An 18,288-nucleotide genomic window follows, 5' to 3' on the forward strand; every position below is an offset into this window, starting at 1 on the left:
AGATCTGGCGCGACGCCAAGGACAGTAAGCGGTATCAAGGCATTTTGGAAAAACGCGCCCGGCCAGGGTGCCAATCAACATGAACCCAACAGACGCAGAGTAAGAATATGGCGATCAGCTCAGTGGGAATTGGTGCGGGTCTGGAGTTGTCGACGCTGCTCGACAATCTAGCTCAAGCAGAGGCAGCGCCATTGCAGGCGCTAGAATCGCGACAGGCGGCGTACCAAACACGGCTGACGGCATATGGCACGGTCAAGAGCATGCTCAGCAGCTTCCAGGCCACAGCCAAGGCGCTAATGAACAAGGATGCATTTGGCGCGGTCAAGGCCGCTGTGGGCAACAGCGACATCATGTCGGTGACTACCGGCGCCAATGCAGTCGCCAGTGACCTGACCGTCAACGTGACCCGACTGGCGAGGGCCCAATCGCTGGCCGGAAGCGGCTACGCCAAGCAGAATGCTCAGATCGGCTCGGGGACACTGACCTTCGAGTTCGGCACCACCAGCGGCTGGAACGAAACTAGCGGTACCTATATCAACCCAGGCTTCGTCGCCAATGCGCCTACTGCTGATGCACCCAACCCCAAGACGGTGACGATCGAGCCGGGTAAGGGATCATTGCAAGACATTCGCGACGCCATTAACAAGGCCGGGCTCGGCGTTAAGGCCAGCGTCATCAACGACGGCACCGCGACGCCTTACCGCCTCATCCTGACCTCGGACAAGACTGGCGAGACGATGAGCCATGCGCATTTCGGGCTCGTCGCCCGAATTGCAAGGCGTAGTAGGCTACGATCCGACCACACCGGGTTCGAACGCCATGATGGAAACCCTGCGCGCTACCAATGCGGTACTTACGGTCAATGGCATTGCCGTCACCAGCGCGAGTAACACCGTGGTAGATGCGGCGCAGGGCGTGACGATGACGCTCAAGAAGACCGGCACGACGTCGTTGTCAATGACACGGGATACCGAGAGCATCCAGAATGCCGTGGAGGCGATGGTGACCGCCTACAACAACCTCCAGTCGTCGATCAAGTCGATGACAGGGTTCGACACGAAGGCGCAAACCAAGGGCGCACTCAATGGCGAAACGTCGATCCGCAATATTCAGACGTCGCTGCGATCCGTGCTGAACACGCCGGAAGCCGACATGCCGGTTAAGGCGCCAACCATGCTGGCGGCGATTGGGGTATCGATGCAGAAGGACGGGACGATGGCGATAGACAGCAAAAAGCTTGACGCCGCGCTGAACAATAATCTGCGCGATGTGGCGCAACTCTTTGCCGGCGACGGCACGACCGGTGGCTTTGCTCGCCGACTTTCCGACGCAGTAGATCGTATGATCGGAGAAAGCGGACCAATTGGCGCCGTGACCGCCGGTATCGAACGCAGCATTCGGGATTTGGAGAGTCGCTACGAGGCGATCGAAGTACGCGTCAACGCGACGGTCGAGCGCTACCGCAGGCAGTTCACTGCGCTGGACCATCGCCGTGGCGCAGATGAACAACACGAAAAACTATCTCACGCAGCAATTTCAGTCTCTGAACGGCACGAAGCAATAGGGGAACGTTTCGACGGACTCTGGCTAAGGGACATAACGAGCGGGTATCAGGCAAGGCTGGGGCAGCTGCGGCGGAGTGTCCCTCAGTTGTATCCTGACGCACTGCCAGAGCGGGGCTTGCAAGCTCGGCGCATCCGCAAAGCGATCGCTCCCTAAATCCGCACGCGCAGTAGCTTGACCGAGTTGAGGAATACCAGAACATCGGGTCCCAAGTGGAGAATGGCTGCCTGGATCGGGCCGATCCAACCCATCAGCGCTGCTGTGATGCCGAGCACATGGACCACGCCAACGCCGACAAACAGGTTCTCTTTGATGGTACGGTAGGCACGATTTGCAATGGCCCTCGCTGTGACGATCTTGCCCAGGTCGTCCGTCATCAGCGCCACGTCGGCGGCCTCTAGCGCTGCCTGAGTCCCCCGGGCCCCCATGGCAATGCCGACGTCGGCGCGCGCCAGGGCGGGAGCATCGTTCACGCCATCGCCCACCATGGCAACACGATGACCCTCGGACTGCAGCAAAGCGATGGCGTTGACTTTGTCCTCCGGCAGCAGGCCCGCACGCACGTCGTCGATCTTCAACGCACTGGCCACGGTTCGCGCTGCGTCCTCGCTATCGCCAGTCAGCATGACGATGCGTTTCGCGCCGCTGGCACGCAAGTCAGCCAGCGCATCCATGGCGCTGGGGCGGATGGTGTCAGCAATCTCGATAATGCCAACGAGTTTTCCGTCGATACCGACATGCACGGCTGTCCCGCCCAGGTTGGGTAAGGTCGGTATGTCATGGATACCGGCATCGTTCAGTAGTGCGGCATTGCCCACCAGAACCTGCAAGCCATCTACTGTGGATTTGACGCCTTTTCCCTGAATCTGGTCGAAGGTCGTTGGCTCGGGAACATCAAGGCTCCTTGCTTGCGCAGCTTCTACGACTGCGCGAGCTAATGGATGGCCAGACCGACGGTCGGCCGCGGCGGCAAGTTGCAGAATACGCGCGTCATTGACGGTGCCGTCGACCGATCTCACCCCAACAACGGTTGGGGCATTGGCAGTCAACGTGCCGGTCTTGTCGAACACCAAGACGTCGGCCTTGGCGAGTTGCTCAAGATAGAGACCGCCTTTTACCAGGATGCCGTTTTGCGCAGCCCTTGCAATGGCCGCTATCATCACAAGCGGTGTAGCCAGGCCGAGTTCGGCAGGCGAAGTGAAGATCAGCAGTGTCACGATCATGCGAACGTCGCGGGTGAAAAGGTAGACGCCGACCAAAAACACCAGCACCAGCGGAATCAGCCAGCCCGCCACCTTATCGGCAAGTTTCTGGACAGGCGCCTGCTGCGCCTCGGCATTTTCGACCAACGAAATGATCCGTGAGAACGTTGTATCGGTGCCGACGCGCACACTACGCACATCCAGTGCGCCAGACTCGAGAATCGTGCCGGCGAAGACTTCGTCGCCGCTGCGCTTGTCACGTGGCAGGCTCTCGCCCGTGATCGATGCCTCATTAGTCGCACCCTGTCCGCCCTCGACGACTCCGTCGACCGGTATCTTGTCGCCCGTGCGCACGAGGACCACGTCTCCCTCCTTGACCTCTGAGATTGGAACGGTTCGCTCGGTGCCTTGACTGCGTACCAGCGCCACCTGAGGAACGGCGCCGATGAGCGCCTTGATTGATGCTCGGGCGCGATCGGTGTTCAGGTCAGCAATGAACTCGGCAATCAGGATGATCACCATCAATACAGCGCCCGCAATCGTTTCGCCACCGATCATGGCAATCATGGTGGCGATAGTGACAAATATTTCCGTGCCGATCTTGCGCTCCCGAATCAGTTCCATGACACCAGTCTTGACCAATGGATAGAGTCCAATGGCTACCGCAAACCAGAGCACTTCGATCGGGACAAGACCCTGCCAGAACAACAGGGCAACCAGACCGGTCAGGCCGATCCGCGCGGCCTCCATCCAGCGGTGCCGCGTCATCAGTTTTGGCGATTCAATGGAGTGATCGGTGCTGGGGAGGGCAACAGTGTTCATTGGAATCTCTCAGGTCAATGCGACATCGGACGGCTCTCGAAGCATTGCGGAGCCGAGCTCCGTTTGCTAGTATCCTCCCCTGGAGGATAGGAGAATTCTCGTGACTTTGCATGCATCTCACCCAAACATCATTAAGCGCCTCAAGCGCGCCGAAGGACACCTGCGCAGTATCGTCGCCATGCTCGAGGAGGGACGGCCATGTCTGGACATTACTCAGCAGCTTCAGGCTGTGGAGAGTGCCATCTCCCAGGCTAAGAAGACGTTGGTGCACGACCACATAGATCACTGCCTCGAAGACGCACTGCGCAATCGGGCCAGACCAACAGACGAAACGCTGAAGGAATTCAAGGCCATCAGCAAATACCTTTAACGGCCAAGGCGACGTTGGTTTTACCGACTGGGGAGTCAGCGTCGACGCGCATTGGTACGTCGGTTGGCTGGATCCCACACACGGAATTGGAGGCCGTGATGCTCGACGTATTGAAGAACAAAACGTACAGGCACCTGTTTACGGCGCAGGTGATTGCGCTGATCGGGACGGGGCTGGCCACGGTCGCGCTAGGGTTGCTAGCTTATGATCTGGCCGGCGCCAACGCTGGTAGCGTGCTGGGAACCGCTCTTGCCATCAAGATGGTGGCTTATGTCGGTATCGCCCCAGTCGTGGGAGCTTTCGCGAACCGGCTTCCCCGTCGCGCATTCCTTGTCGCGATGGACTTGGTGCGTGCGGCAGTCGCGATTTCGCTGCCGTTTGTCAGCGAAATCTGGCAGATCTATATTCTGATTTTCGTACTGCAGTCGGCATCGGCAGCCTTCACGCCGACATTTCAGGCGACGATCCCGGATGTGCTGCCCGAAGAGAAGGACTACACCCGCGCGCTGTCGCTCTCAAGGCTAGCCTACGATATGGAGAGCCTGGTGAGCCCGATGCTTGCTGCCGCGCTGCTTTCGGTCATCAGCTTCCATTGGCTCTTTGGCGGAACTGTGGTGGGATTTCTGGTGTCGGCCGCCTTGGTGGTTTCCGTGTCCTTGCCTCAGTCGCGAGCTGTTGAGCGCAGTGGCAGCATCTATGCCAAGACGTTTCGTGGCATCTCCATCTACCTGCGTACCCCTCGCTTACGTGGCCTGCTTGCTTTGAATCTAGCGGCGGCGGCAGCGAGTTCCATGGTGATTGTGAACACAGTGGTGTATGTGCAAAGCAAGCTGCAACGTCCGAGTTCGGACGTGCCCTTTGCGTTGGCGGCCTTTGGTTGTGGGTCCATGCTCGTTGCGCTCCTATTGCCCAGATTACTGGACAAGCGCCCCGACCGGCCGCCAATGCTCGCAGGTGCCTCCATCCTGGCCATTGGTCTCGTTTCCGGATTCGCAGTGGCTTCCTGGGGCGGCAGGTTCGAATGGCCCGCACTGCTGATCACGTGGTTCGGTATTGGTATCGGCTATTCGATGACACAGACGCCCAGCGGTCGGCTACTGAAGCGATCGGCAGCGTCTGCAGACCGGCCTGCGGTATTTGCTGCCCAGTTTTCACTGTCTCATGCCTGCTGGCTCATCACCTATCCATTGGCTGGACAACTGGGCGCAGCGCTCGGGATGGCGCCGACGTTTCTGGCAATGGCTGCGATCACTGCCCTCGGTGTCGTGATCGCGTGGAAGGTCTGGCCGTCATCCGATGAAGATGAAATAGCGCACGAGCATCCGGACGAGCCCCATTTGGCCGAACATTTGGCTGAAGGCGAGCGTTTGGGCACGCATACGCATCGGCACGCTTTCACGATCGATGATTTTCATCCGAGATGGCCAGAGGATCATTAGTTCCACGGCAGTCTTCAGGCGCCCATGTGGAGTTGTGTGCATGGGCACAGGGGCCCTTGGCAGGCATCGACGGTGCCGGAGTTCTTTTGCTTTGCTCGGTGGATTCCGATCCGTGATGGGCGGTCCAGTGTCGCGGATTTGCTGCGAGTGCGTAGAGGGTTGAACTTCGATGGGGAGAACGTCGGGGAAGATTCAGCGCTTGGTCATTGACGTCGGGCCGAACGAACGAACTTGCTTCGCGCGCTTGGGGATGATCGCAATCGTGGCCGGCGGCTTGCTGCTTTCCTGGCAGCCGGGCAGCCTTCAGATGTCGACTGGCGCGCTTGATGGTGCATAAGCATCCACACTATCCGGACGTGCATCATCGCCGTTTCCCTTAGAGCGCGCTACTGGGCGAGCGACCACAATCGTTACTGCGTGCGTCATGCAGTAAGCGACGTCGGCGGCAAGCTGTGCGTACTCGTCGTGCTGGGCAGCAGCCGGTGAGCATAGCGCGCAATGGGGAAATCTAAAGTACCACGCAAGTTGATACCCTCTAAACGAGTCGGTGCAATCTGGCGCAGATCGTCAGCCCGCATAGATTCGCCACCAATAGCCTCAATCGTCTCTAGCGCGTGCTGCATGTGCAGTGTGTTCCAAGCCATCACGGCATTTGACAACAGAGTCAACGAAGACGAAACCGCTGCCAAGGACACATCGTGAAGCGCCAGTTCAAGAGGAATTTTCCCGTAATGGATGGCCCGTTGGACCGTGTGTACCGCCTCTCCACGGTTCAAGGCATGCTGCATCTCCCGACGGAACGCGGTGTTGGTGAAATTGTCGACGAGGAAGATTGTACGGAATAGCCTTCCCAAATGTACGCCCGCCTAATACACGTATTGGCCTCTTGCAGCCGAGCCGAAGCGTGTCAAAGCCTGTACCGCCGTGCATTGCCCGGTCTGCACCGATGCGGCGACCCGGACCAATTCGTCCCAAGCAAGTTCGACCAATACAAGCCGAACATCCGCATCCGCCACCGCCGCCAGTTCTGAAGGAATTACATGGCCCCTTGGGACATGCAGCCGGCGATCACGCAAATGAGAAAGCCGCGGGCAGAGGTCGAAGCCGAGCAATCGCGACAGACTCATGGCGAAGTCGGTGTAGCCGTGGGTATCAACTGCGAGCTGCGTCACGTCTTCCCCGCCATTCTGGCGAATCACTCCCTCGATGGCGGCACCGGCTTGTCTCTCATTCAGGAGGATTGGCTGATCGTAGAAGATGCCCCATGTATCGCGGACGTGGGTGTACATTCCAATCGACGCGGTACGCCGACGGGGGTCAGCGCGAGCTTGCCAGACCGAACGGGTCGTTTCCAGGGACATCATGTCCGATGAAGCCAACTCAGCGCGCCCCCAATGCCGAGCGATGGGATGCTGATGCATGAAGGCAAGCACTGAATCAGTGGCTTTTCGCAGTTTCCGCTCGTCCGCGATACGATGCATCATCTGGCGGATAGCGCTTGATGACAGTTTCCGGCACCATGCGGGCAAGATCTGCTGCAGACATCGAGGTCCCGTGCGCGAGCACTGAGGCATAGATCATCAGCAACTCACTGCGAGAATACGGTTCTCGCCCCAGCAAAAGCCAACTGAAATGGGTGTGGCTGTCGATGTCCAGAAGGATCTCAGGCAATTGCCCGTTTGGAAGCCTGTCAAACAGCGCACGCCGCAAGGCCTCAACCGAAGCCTCGGGCTGCTTTGCCTTGAGAGGATCGACATGGATGGAATTGTCGATCTTCAACTCGCCTCGTCCGGCCGCATCGCGCAGCCGGGCGAGCCCCGCATCCAGGTGCGCGACCACAGGTTCCAAGAATGCTCTGGCATCCTGCGGCAGTTTGAGATGGCCATAGAAGTGGTTGCGCCGCGCTTGCCGATCCTGGCCGGATATCAGCATGGTTGCCTGGCTGCGGAAGGCGAAGCTGTGATCCAGGAAGACCGAGCCATTACGTAACGCGACACGCAGAGCAAACAGCGTTCCCCATTCGAAGGCGGCCAGCGCTCGCTTACGGTCCTGCCCCTCCAGTATCGGCTGCCAGGCTCGCCCGAAACTCACACTAACCCGGTTGGGTAGCCACTTAGCCCTTCGCGCATAGAGATTGCGCAAGATCTCCATTGCCTCTGTCGCTGCATGGGCGGAATGCGTGGCGAATGGCAATCGGATCAGCCTGGCCAGCATGGCTCTGGCAAGCCGATGCCGCGACAGCAGTTGCTCACGAATCATGCCGACACGGCTTCGCAGGTGCTGCTGGCTGGTTGCGGCGTCGGCCAACGCATCCAATTGTTGGCAGAGCGCTTCTCGCGGGAGCGCTTCATCAGCAACGAGCGCTTTGACGGCTGCAGCAAACTCTCGCAGTTTGATGTCTGGATCCGGACGGCCCGCCTCGATGAGGCATCCGGCGTCGTTCACGGATTTGCGAATCCAGTGGCGCAACATGGACGACACCTGGTCCGTGGCGGCACACAAGGCATAGCGCAAAAAGCAAGCGGACTCCAGGCGGCGGGATTGTTGCACCACGCATTTGCTGATCGAGGCCGGACGATTGGCACAACGTCTCGCGTAGTGCCGCACGACCGCCTCATTGCAGACCGCAGGCCAGCGATGTTGGATCCCCAGCTTGTACAGCCACTCGATCTTGTCAAACAGCTCCCCCATTTGATGCGTCGAGCTGCGCAACGGTACCGCCCACAGCCATTGCTGCAGACTTGCTTGATCGCCATCCGGGCGAGGTAGTAAGGCACCCCAAGCATCAAGTGACGCCTCGCCATAGGCGAGCACCAACGCGTCGGTCAATGACGCCTCGGAGATCTCCACTGCCTGGCTAATGAGACGTTTCAGCGCACGATCATGCGGAATCAGAACACGATGTTCGTACAGCCACCGCTTCAGCTCGTGCAGCATGTCACTGCGATTGGGTTGTCCTCCCAATCGCTCCTTGAGCCAGCGCGTCACGTAGCGACGCTGGTGCTCAGCCATTGGGCTGAAACCGAGGGCTTGATAGGCGAGCATCTGATGGTCCACCAGCGTGTCAGTGCGCCCGTCATACAAGGCGCTCAGCGTGCCCATATCCGGTGGCGTGACGCCGAGTTGGGCGCCAACGTAGGCCCAGAGAAATTTCGGAACCTGCTTGGAGGCGTCAAGGGTGCGCCCCGTCATACGGACAAAGCCGATATGGACGGCACAGGCCAGCCGATAAAGGTGGCTGCGCCGTGCGTCGATCATGGCGCGCTCTTTGGGGGAGAAGGTGAAGAACGTGGCTAGTTCGAACTCGCTAAGCTCGCGTGGCATCTGCCGCATGCCGAGATACGCTAGTTGCCAGTGATCCATCGCGCCTTCTCCCAAGCGGTAGACGGACCGCCGAGATTAGCGGCAAGAGGATTGCGACGCAATGAGACTTCGAATACGTGCCTCATGCGTAACTTTCGACAGCCAAAGTCGTGGGTCAGTAACCCATTGATTTACATGACTATCGTGTGGGCCGCTGCCCGGAAACCCGCGCGGATGCTAGGGGTGGCTACCCCGGTAACCTGCACGGGAATCAAGCCCCCCCGACCGGGTGCAACCAACGCTCGCCGCGCGGGCCGATTTCGATGCCGCCGAGGGTCACGCCCACCAGCCCGGCCGCACGCAGGCCCGTGGTATAGCCGAAATCGAGCACAAACCGCAGCCGCGTCGCCTCGTCCGCCCGTGCGATCACCTCCGAGCCATCCGCCAGCGTGCGGACCAGCGGCCAGCACGTGGCGCTGTGCGGAGGGCATGGGCGATGGAACGGGGCGCGAGTGCGCCAGGGAACCCCGCCATGCCGGTGAAGGCCGCGATGCGCAGGAAGGCCCGATAGGCCGTGGCACCCTTGGCGCTCAGGAACGACAGCGGTCCCCGCGCTCGAGATGGTGTGGCACCCTCACCTCGGACGGGCGGATCGGTAGTCGGCGCGCCGCGCGGTTGGCTTGTGGGCCGGGATCGAATAGAGATCGGTAAGTCGGCTCCGCGCTTTTAAGGCAACGGACCATTTAGGGCCGTAGCGCCATGGCACGCAACAGCGCGTCGATTTGGCCGAATGCGTCCTGTTGCTATTGCTCGGGGCTGCGATCACCGAGCGCATGCGTGTCTGCGACAAAGCGCCTTACGGAAGTAGCGTAGTCGGGGTGATCGTACTCTTGGTGCGAAATCTGACGGTCTGGCACCAAAAAGTCATACGTATCAATGCACTGTAAGAACTCTTGGTGCACAAAGTGCGGCAAGCCAAAAATCCTTACTACAAGCGCCTCGCAGGCTGGCTGCTGCCAGATTCCGCACCAAAAGTACGACTACCCCAAATTGGGTGGGCAACCCCACTGCCCCGGGTAATGCGCCCTCCATTTCCATCGCTATGCGTAGACTGCATGGCACGAAATGTCAACTCGCTGGCTGTTCATGCAAAGTCGATCGCCAGTTGCCCACTTATGCTGGGGTTGCATCCATGTTCAGTTCAAGCTTTAGCCCACGTCAGCATCCCCGTCCACGACACACGCCCGGACATTCCGCATCTGAATGCCCCCGAATCGTCGATCGATATGCAGACCCTGCATTGCAGGGGGATGAAGAGTCGATCGTCCGTCAGTCCCCGGCACAACCTGCACGCGCGCTCCATGCACTGAAGATGGGGCACGCACCCATTGGGCGCGGGATCAGGCTACACGTCGACCACCCATTGAACGATACGCGGCGCCGCGCGCGTCAGCGTGCTGAGTATCGCCTGGATCTGGCGCCCGAACAGCTTTCAATATTTTCAAGGAGACCTCGTGAACATCCTGAATGGCTATGACTACGAAGACCTGCAGCTTGGCATGACCGCAAGCTACGCCAAGACCATCACTGAAACCGATATCGAGTTGTTCGCGACGGCTTCCGGCGACAACAACGCCATCCATCTCGACGAAGATTTTGCGAAGACCACGCCGTTTGGCGGGCGCATTGCCCACGGAATGCTGACGGCCAGCGTGATCTCGGCGGCCTTGGCCAGTCGCCTGCCCGGGCCGGGATCGATCTATCTGAGCCAGAACCTGCGCTTCAGGGCCCCGGTAAAGCCTGGTGAAACCGTGCACGTGACGGTGACGGTCACGGATCTCCAACCGGAGAGACGGCGTGTCGCGCTCAGCACAGTCGGCATGGTCCAGGACAAGGTCGTGGTCGACGGTGACGCCCTGATCATGCCGACGTCAGCAAAACGACGCGAGCAATGAGCCGCGCATCCGCCCAACACAATGCGCCATTCGTCATGAGAACCCCAATGCCAGTGCCGACCCCGCTCGCCAATCCGCTGCTGAACGGCTTTCCCTCACCGCTGACGACGCTCACGGAGCTATTCGCGTACTCACGCTATGTGCCCAGCGGCATCGACATGTTCCGCCTGATGCAGTCCAGCGTCCGTCACCTTGAAGGTCAGTTTTCGATACTGGCCTCGGCATTCGGCCACGCCGGAGCCGACCACAAGCCGGACCGCCGGTTCGCGGTGAAAGACTGGGATGAGAACCCGTGGTACCGGATGCTCAAGCAAGGCTATCTGCTCAATGCCAAGACGCTTGCCGAACTGGCCGAGTCGATCCATCTGAACGACGACGATAAGAGCAAACTGTCCTTCTTCCTGGGGCAGCTCGTCGATGCCATGAGCCCGTCCAACTTCCTGGCAACCAACCCGGAAGCAATCCGGCTCGCACTGGAGACCAACGGTGAAAGCCTCTTGAACGGCTTCGCGAACTATGTCGAGGACCTGCGCCAGCGGCGCATCGCCATCACCGACGAGTCTGCGTTCGAGGTGGGCCGTGATGTCGCCACATCCGAAGGCGCTGTGGTGTTCGAATGCGATGTGATGCAGCTGATCCAGTACAAGCCGCTGACATCGAAAGTGATGTCGCGCCCGCTGGTGATCGTGCCGCCCTGCATCAACAAGTACTACATCCTCGATCTCCAGCCGGATAACTCTTTCGTCCGCTTCGCCTGCGAACAGGGTTACACGGTCTTTGTTACTTCGTGGCGAAATCCACAGGAAGACATGCGCGGCACCACCTGGGACGACTATGTGGAAGGTGTCATCAAGGCGCTCGAAGTCAGCCGTGCCATCAGTGGCGCAAGCCAGGTCAACGCGCTGGGCTGGTGCGTAGGTGGCACGCTGCTGTCCTCGGCGCTGGCCGTCCAGGAGGCACGCGGCGAAGACATGGTGGCCAGCATGACCCTGCTAACGACCATGCTCGATTTCACCAATCCGGGCGACCTCGGCTTCTTCCTCGACGAAGCCGCCGTGGCGGCGCGTGAGCAGACCATCGGCAACGGTGGCATTTACTCTGGCAAGGAACTGGCCTTCGTCTTCCAGACCCTGCGACCCAACGACCTGATCTGGCCGTACGTCGTCACCAACTACCTGAAGGGGAAATCGCCGGCGGCGTTCGATCTGCTCTATTGGAACGCCGATGCGACTAACCTGCCCGGCCCCATGTACGCGTGGTACCTGCGCAATATGTACCTGGAGAACCGGCTATGCAAACGCGATGCGTTGTCGATGTGCGGGCATCCAATTGACCTGGAGAAGATCAAGGTACCGAGCTACATCCTGGCCACCAAGGAAGATCACATCGTCCCCTGGCAATCGGCCTATCGTAGTACGCAACTGCTCGGTGGCGATAGCGAGTTCGTGCTGGGCGAAAGTGGCCACATCGCCGGTGTCATCAATCCGGCCTCCAAGCAAAAGCGCGGCTACTGGAGCGCGGGTGCGCAAGGCGATCATGCCGAGGACTGGCTCGCGTCCGCGCAGTCCACGCCGGGAAGCTGGTGGACGCACTGGAGCGCCTGGCTCAAGCGTCACGGCGGCGGGCAGAAGGCGGCGCCGGCGAAGCTCGGCGACAGCAGGTTCCAGCCGATTGAACCCGCGCCGGGCCGGTATGTGAAGGTCAGGGTCGAGTAAGTCTCAGCCGCCATTACGCGCAACACTCGCGGCGCAGCCTGACGTCCCAGGCTCCGCTGACGCCACGCGCCGTAGCCGCGAGCCCGGTTGTTGCCATGACCTCCATGCGGTGTAAGCCCCCGAGGAACTCATCTTGAGGGGCCTCGGCCCGAAGGGCACCATCCCCTCATCGCAATGTTCGATGAGGGACATGATGATGGAAGAAACAAGCGCGGCACCACGGCAAGAGAAGCTGCCCCGCCGGCGCCTGCATAGCGGCGCGTTCAAGGCGAGGTAGTCGTACTTTTGGTACGGAATCTTGCAGTAGCCAGCCTGAGAGGCGCGTGTAGTAAGGATTTTTGGCTTGCCGCACTTGGTGCACCAAGAGTTCTTACAATGCATTGATCCGTATGAATTTTTGGTGCCAGACCGCCAGATTTCGCACCAAAAGTACGATCACCCCCTTCACGACACGATTGGTTCACTCAAAACGTGCTTTTTAAGTCTCAATAATTTTAGGGAAACCCCTTGTCATCTCAAATGGGAGTTTGTTGACTTTCATTTGGGATGATCTAGAATGGGAATATCACTTTGACCAAATGAGAGTTCGGCATGAGCTATGTGATTGCACCTGGTACCCAAGGTCTGGGCGCTCAACCGGACGACTTTGATCTTTTCTTGCACCGCATGGGCGCACTTGAACAAAGGAAGGTCATTCGTGAGGGGATGGACGCGACCATTGTTGAGCGCGTCGCCAAGGAGTTACTCCGCATTCCTGTACAGACCCTTCTCAATGGGTTGGGACTTCCTAGCTCGACAGTACTTCGCAAGATCTCGAAGCACGAGCGTCTGTCTGGACCGGAGTCTGACAGAGTTGCGCGAGTTCTCTATGTATTCGAGCTTGCCACCGATGTCTTGGAAGATTCAAAGCTTGCTGCGCAATGGATGCAGAAGCCACTGTATGAATTGGATGGCATGAAGCCGCTAGAGGTCCTGGATTCGCAACCGGGGTACGACCGAGTGAGGGACATCCTGATGCGCGCAGCGTTTGGCATTCCTGTATGAAGGTTTATCGACTCGCAAAGGAAAAACCAGGGCGCTACAAAGCGGATGATCTGAGTGGGAATGGGGCGGCCCTCGTAGGAGGCCGTTGGAATCCGCGCGGTATGCGAGTCGTCTACACGTGCTGCAATCCCTCCACGACTGTGCTTGAGACTTTGGTGCACTTAGGCGGCCTGATGCCGGTGATACACCATTTCATGGTGACGATTGAGCTGCCGGATGCATGCTTTGCGGATGCGCTTCTTCCGGAAATTCCCACCGATTGGGATGCAGCGGGGCGGGACCCGCAATCCACGATGTCCATCGGACAACGCTGGATCGAAGCAGGCGAACATTTAGCCCTCAAAGTTCCATCGGTTGTCTGTCCAGCTGATTTCAACTTGTTGCTGAATTCTCTGCACGCCGATATGAACCGCGTTCAGGTCGTTGATATTGCGCCCTTCAAGTTCGACGCGAGGCTGTTCGGCTGATTGCTGAAGCATAGGGTAGGCCCATTCGACTGCCGGGGGTTACGCGTGCCAGCAGGGTGCGCCTTCGTGGAATGGATTCCAGGCACTTTGGGCTCGGTTATCGCTTACCGAATACTTTCTCCAGCTGCGAGGTTCGCTGCATGTCATCGTCATGCAGGTAGCGCGAAGTCGTGGTGATGGACGCGTGGCGCAGATTGTCCCGTACGGTGGTGAGCGATGCCCCCTGTGCGAGCGCGTGGGTCGCATGGGTGTGGCGCAGCCAGTGAGGCGTCGCCCGCCGTAGCTTGTCGGCGAGCGGCGGATGGTCCATTTCAATCGCATCGGCGGCAAGCGAGAGGAAGCGTCGCAGCACGGCGCGCAGGCGCGGCGTGGTGATCGGCGAGCCGTCTTCGAGATGCGCCAGGATCGGGCAATGGCGGTCCCAGCGCGCCGGCGTCACGGGCAGACCGCGCGTCACCAGGTATTGATCCAGCGCTTGGTGGGCGAGGGAAGGGAGCGCGACCTTGCCCCGGCGCTCGCCCTTGCCGACCAGGTGCAGCCAGCGTTCGCCCCGCGGGCCAATCTCGATACCGCCCAGCGTTACACCGACTAGCTCGGCCGCGCGCAGTCCCGTCGCATACCCAAAATCCAGCACAAACCGCAAGCGGGTCGCGGCATCCGGCGTCCAGCCGTGCGACCACTCCAGCCCGTCCGCCAGCGTTCGCACCAGCGCCCATTCACCCTCCGTGAAGGCGCGCGAGGTATCCAGGTCTGCGGCGCGCTGCGCGCCGCGAACCTTCAGGCCCGCGAAGGGATTGGCCAGCACGTAGCGCTGCGCGATCAGCCAGCGGAACAGGGCCCCAATCACACCCAGGGCATAGGCGATGGAACGGGGCGCCGGGGCCCCGGTGAACGGCCGCCATTCCGGTGAAGGGCGAGGGCGCGCGGGCCCCACCCAGCGCGCAGCCGGTGCACGCAGGAAGGCGCGGTAGGCCGTGGCATCCTCGGCGGTCAGCGACGAGAGCGGTTTGCCGCGCTCGAGGATGGCCCACAACAGCAGGCGCTCGGCCTCCTTGCGGTAAGCCCGCGCCGTGGCGGGCGCCTCGTGCAGGCCCAGCCAGGCGTTGATGGCGTCGTAATCATTGTCCGCCGTCAGTGAACACATCACGCGCGGCGCGCGGAACGCGCCGTGCGAGCCATCCACCGCCCGCGGCAGCTCGATGCGTTCCCACGGCACGATCCTTACCGTGCCATCGACGGCGGCGGGGCGTGTCACGAGCGCGCGGGCGCGCTCGGTCAACTGGGGATGGGCGGCAAAGAACGCCTCGATGGCGTGGGCGCTGCGTGCCCCAAGGCCGTCGATCGCCAGCCACCAGCGCCGGCGACGCGGGATGCGCACGGTCAGATCCGCCAGGGTCTGCAGCCCGTGGGCTTGCAGGGCCGCCGCGGCGCGCGCGGGCAGCCAGGCCTCGACCGGGTCCGTGATCTGCGGGGTGGCGGGTGCCAACTGGCGCAGCCTCTCCAAGGCACGTGCGACGGCCGCCGCATGCGTGGTGCGGCCCTCCGCGGCGCAGGTGAAGAGGGCGGCCAGGTCGTCGCACTGCCGCAGCCGGGCGGCCGCGGCCAGCTGGCGACGCAGCGCCCCGATCACGCCGCGCGCCGAGCGGCCCGGGGTCAGCGCGTCGGGCCAGAAGCGGGCGACGGCGGCGCGCGAGGGCGTGCCGGCGTACCAGGCGCGCAGGGCCGCCAGCGCGTCGGCACCGGGCAGCGGCGCGAGGTGGTCGGATAGCACCGGATCGGTGGCGGGGCGCGAGCGGGGCATCAGGGATGGGTGAGACGCAATTTGAACCAAGGTAGTTTGCCACAAAAACACATCCGTATCGATAATGTTTGTTATCGATATAGCAGCGTGTTGTGGGACGAAACTTTGTTCGCTGACACACCTAATGTTCGCTGACACACCTAAATTTGTATCTTCGTTCTACCTAAATTTGTGTCTTATCGGGCAAAGGGTGCGCTCGGTAGGCGTCCGATGGCCAGGCTTGTGGAGGAGAGCCGGCGTTGCCACGAGTCGCAGTTTCGCCGTCGCGTTCCATCAGGATGGCAGATCCTGGCCAGGTTGATGCGTGAACGGCAAGCCCCGCGTGGCCGCCGGCACGGGCGGCACCGCTGTGCGCTTCGTAACCGCACTCGCTGGTCATCTTCGTGAGTTTTCCACCTGGCTAAGACACAAATTTAGGTGGAAATCAGAAGATAAGACCCAAATGGCAAGGGGAAGCCCACATAACCGGGACGAGCCGGAAACGACCGACCATCAAGGCTCTCCGGCCGTTTTCTTGCGGTCGAAGGCGGTCCGAAATAGAACACAAATTTAGGTGTGCGAGCGGACGGCTCGGGAAGGGTCGGGCGGCAAATGTTCTATGGTCAAGCGAACCGGCCGCCGCCACCTACGATAGGCGATCGCCGGTAGAGGCGGAATTCGATGCGAGGCCGGAAGGCATTTGCTCTTGGCAAACCTCACCACGATGACGCTTCTTGCCCCCAAAGAGGGGGGCAGAGACCCGTCTCGATTTGAGCCGAGACGCCTTAAAATGCGTATCTGCTCGCTTTTTTTGTCGATCACGCGTATGCATGAAGTTCGGGTACCGATGGAGAATCGACCGACGCTCCTGCGACACGGCGATGCCGTTTTCAGACTGCCACAAAGGCTCGTGGAAAAAAATGACGAAGTAGCCCTCGTGGCTCGTCTGGTGTGTGACCGTCGGCTCTTCGGCGAATGTTACCGGGGGCTTTTGCCGGCTCACTTCAACGACATGGGTGCGAAGAGTGGTGTGATGGTCGCGGGGTCGGTTCCGTCTGCCGAAGTGTTGAAGGACATGACCTTCCCTGGCGATATTGATCTACTGGTGATTCCATACGACGACGACCAATTGATACCTTCCGAAGCCTTGGCGATTGAAATCAAGGTCGTCCGCGCAAGCTTCAGGAAGCAGGGAAAGTCGCCCAACGAGTTTGGTTTCTCACAAGCAAAATCACTCCTCAAGAATGGATTCCCTTACGTCGCTGTGGGCCATCTTGTCGTTTCGGACGATGGACCAATCGACAGTTGGAGGCGCGTCCTCGTTACGGAAGTATTGGATGGCGCTGGACGTGTGAATTCCCCTCGCGATGTGCTTACCGATATGCTGCCCGGAGATCTGCTTTCGCGCTCTTTTGGTCGGCTGGAGAAGGCGAGTGACAGTTCTTTGCTGGGACTGTTCACCGCATACATGACAGACCGAGGGATGTGGTATCCGTTGTCTAGGGCTGCTGCCAAGAACGCCGAGGTCACGACCGATACCTGCCACGCGATCGCAAACTGCTTTCAACGCAACTACAGGAAGTTTGTCGATATCCCGAAATACTAACAACTAAGCAAGCCTTGCAGGCTTGGAGAAGCGTACCGTCAGCTTGGTGTAAGTTGGCGATGTGGGCGTGCAGCCAGAACGTACAGGCATTTAGGAAAAAATCCCAAGCGATATGCGAAATCAATTGATCAGCACTGGATCACCCTCTCCGAGCGACGCATCTTCGAGTCCGTCTCCATTTTCTCGAGCACCGAACGCAGATGGGCCGCGAGGCACGAGCGCACTTCCGGTGAGTATCCTGCTTTCGAGCTTAGGGGTGCTAATGACAGCGACGATCTATTTTATCGGCGCACAGTTTTCCTACGGATACTTTGGCTGGTTTCATATCAATGCGGATCGGTTCACGCGCGATCGGACGCAGACGATGTTAGACGGCATCAAAGCGATATTTACGTTTTGTACTGACGTACTTGGGTTTTACGACAGGCAGTGGTTGGTACTGCCCGTCGTCTTCCTGACGATGCTCGCAACGATATTGTCGTATCTGGGCTTGGTGAAGCTAGTTGCCTGGCTAGTCAGACGTCGACGATTGCAGTCCGAGCGACTAACGCGCTGGGGAAGAATGCTACTGCTGCTGAGCATTTGGCCGTTTGCGACAGTCTATTTTCTGTTTGCATTGCCGTTTCTTACCAGCCTCTTGATCTCGCTGCCGGCCGCCGTCGGGGAGCGTGCAGGACGTATTGTTGCCCAGCGTGTGTCGGACGAGATTAAACGCTGTCCGCATGAACTGTCAGGATCTATGAGTTTTGTTCAGATCAAGGAAGGCGAGGTGATGAAGGCGCAAGGGTTTCTCTTGGCCGCGACACATGACAGAGTCGCGTTGCTGGACCGGGGAGTACCCGACCAAGGATCTTCGCGTCGACTATATGGCTGGAGATCCTGGTGCCGGCAGTTTGGCCACGCAAGCAAGAAGGAAAGGTGACGGAGCGCGTTGCGGTAGGTCTGCAGTGTGAAAGACGAAACTGCGTGGCACGAATCCAACGGCGTGCCAATCAAGTTATGTCCGGACCGGAGCCCAGGCG

Annotated in this window: 13 protein-coding genes and 1 pseudogene; 10 read left to right on the plus strand and 4 right to left on the minus strand. The window is 59.9% G+C overall.

Annotated features, from left to right (window positions below):
• Window positions 1-107: 107 nt before the first annotated feature.
• Both fliD (ACO550_RS03675) and fliD (ACO550_RS03680) read left to right on the plus strand, forming a co-directional pair.
• A complete protein-coding gene (gene fliD, locus ACO550_RS03675; protein ID WP_315595046.1) occupies window positions 108-890 on the plus strand; it encodes a flagellar filament capping protein FliD in 783 nt (260 codons plus the stop codon).
• Complete coding sequence (fliD, locus tag ACO550_RS03680; RefSeq protein WP_315595047.1) at window positions 820-1,719, plus strand: flagellar filament capping protein FliD; 900 nt, start codon at window positions 820-822, stop codon at window positions 1,717-1,719. Before fliD (ACO550_RS03675) ends, fliD (ACO550_RS03680) begins: the two co-directional genes overlap by 71 nt.
• Here the strand turns inward: fliD (ACO550_RS03680) and ACO550_RS03685 are convergent.
• Window positions 1,716-3,587 (minus strand): heavy metal translocating P-type ATPase, encoded by a 1,872-nt coding sequence (locus ACO550_RS03685; RefSeq protein WP_315595048.1) that lies wholly within the window; start codon window positions 3,585-3,587, stop codon window positions 1,716-1,718. The genes fliD (ACO550_RS03680) and ACO550_RS03685 overlap by 4 nt on opposite strands.
• 100 nt (window positions 3,588-3,687) lie before the next feature.
• On the opposite strand from ACO550_RS03685, the gene ACO550_RS03690 reads away from it, so the two are divergent.
• A complete protein-coding gene (locus ACO550_RS03690; protein WP_315595049.1) occupies window positions 3,688-3,957 on the plus strand; it encodes a metal-sensing transcriptional repressor in 270 nt (89 codons plus the stop codon).
• 98 nt (window positions 3,958-4,055) lie between these two features.
• Complete coding sequence (locus tag ACO550_RS03695) at window positions 4,056-5,396, plus strand: MFS transporter (protein WP_315595050.1); 1,341 nt, start codon at window positions 4,056-4,058, stop codon at window positions 5,394-5,396.
• Between the two features lie 422 nt (window positions 5,397-5,818).
• Here ACO550_RS03695 and ACO550_RS03700 read toward each other — a convergent pair.
• Both ACO550_RS03700 and ACO550_RS03705 read right to left on the minus strand, forming a co-directional pair.
• Window positions 5,819-8,759: pseudogene (locus tag ACO550_RS03700) on the minus strand (Tn3 family transposase).
• Between the two features lie 211 nt (window positions 8,760-8,970).
• Window positions 8,971-9,129 carry a hypothetical protein gene (locus ACO550_RS03705; protein WP_315595058.1) on the minus strand — a complete coding sequence of 53 codons (159 nt, stop codon included), beginning with the start codon at window positions 9,127-9,129 and terminating at the stop codon, window positions 8,971-8,973.
• Window positions 9,130-10,213: 1,084 nt separating this feature from the next.
• On the opposite strand from ACO550_RS03705, the gene ACO550_RS03710 reads away from it, so the two are divergent.
• The 4 genes from ACO550_RS03710 (at window position 10,214) to ACO550_RS03725 (ending at window position 13,880) form a co-directional block, all read left to right on the plus strand.
• Complete coding sequence (locus ACO550_RS03710) at window positions 10,214-10,654, plus strand: MaoC family dehydratase (RefSeq protein WP_485994198.1); 441 nt, start codon at window positions 10,214-10,216, stop codon at window positions 10,652-10,654.
• A gap of 47 nt (window positions 10,655-10,701) precedes the next feature.
• Window positions 10,702-12,369: a PHA/PHB synthase family protein gene (locus ACO550_RS03715; protein ID WP_485994200.1), complete on the plus strand. Its 1,668-nt coding sequence runs from the start codon at window positions 10,702-10,704 to the stop codon at window positions 12,367-12,369.
• Between the two features lie 591 nt (window positions 12,370-12,960).
• Window positions 12,961-13,413 (plus strand): antitoxin Xre/MbcA/ParS toxin-binding domain-containing protein, encoded by a 453-nt coding sequence (locus ACO550_RS03720; protein ID WP_315594873.1) that lies wholly within the window; start codon window positions 12,961-12,963, stop codon window positions 13,411-13,413.
• The gene (locus ACO550_RS03725; protein ID WP_315594874.1) at window positions 13,410-13,880 is read left to right on the plus strand and encodes a type II RES/Xre toxin-antitoxin system toxin; all 471 of its coding nucleotides are present in this window, start codon (window positions 13,410-13,412) and stop codon (window positions 13,878-13,880) included. The genes ACO550_RS03720 and ACO550_RS03725 overlap by 4 nt, the downstream gene beginning before the upstream one ends.
• 97 nt (window positions 13,881-13,977) lie before the next feature.
• Here the strand turns inward: ACO550_RS03725 and ACO550_RS03730 are convergent, their stop codons facing one another.
• Window positions 13,978-15,681, minus strand: coding sequence for a phage integrase family protein (locus ACO550_RS03730; RefSeq protein WP_315594875.1), 1,704 nt, complete (start codon window positions 15,679-15,681; stop codon window positions 13,978-13,980).
• Between the two features lie 685 nt (window positions 15,682-16,366).
• Between ACO550_RS03730 and ACO550_RS03735 the strand changes: the two genes are divergently transcribed.
• Both ACO550_RS03735 and ACO550_RS03740 read left to right on the plus strand, forming a co-directional pair.
• Window positions 16,367-17,266, plus strand: a complete 900-nt coding sequence (locus ACO550_RS03735; RefSeq protein ID WP_315594876.1) for a hypothetical protein — start codon at window positions 16,367-16,369, stop codon at window positions 17,264-17,266.
• Between the two features lie 262 nt (window positions 17,267-17,528).
• The gene (locus ACO550_RS03740; protein WP_315594877.1) at window positions 17,529-18,188 is read left to right on the plus strand and encodes a hypothetical protein; all 660 of its coding nucleotides are present in this window, start codon (window positions 17,529-17,531) and stop codon (window positions 18,186-18,188) included.
• The last annotated feature ends 100 nt before the right edge of the window (window positions 18,189-18,288 follow it).

Source organism: Cupriavidus sp. (assembly GCF_057315035.1).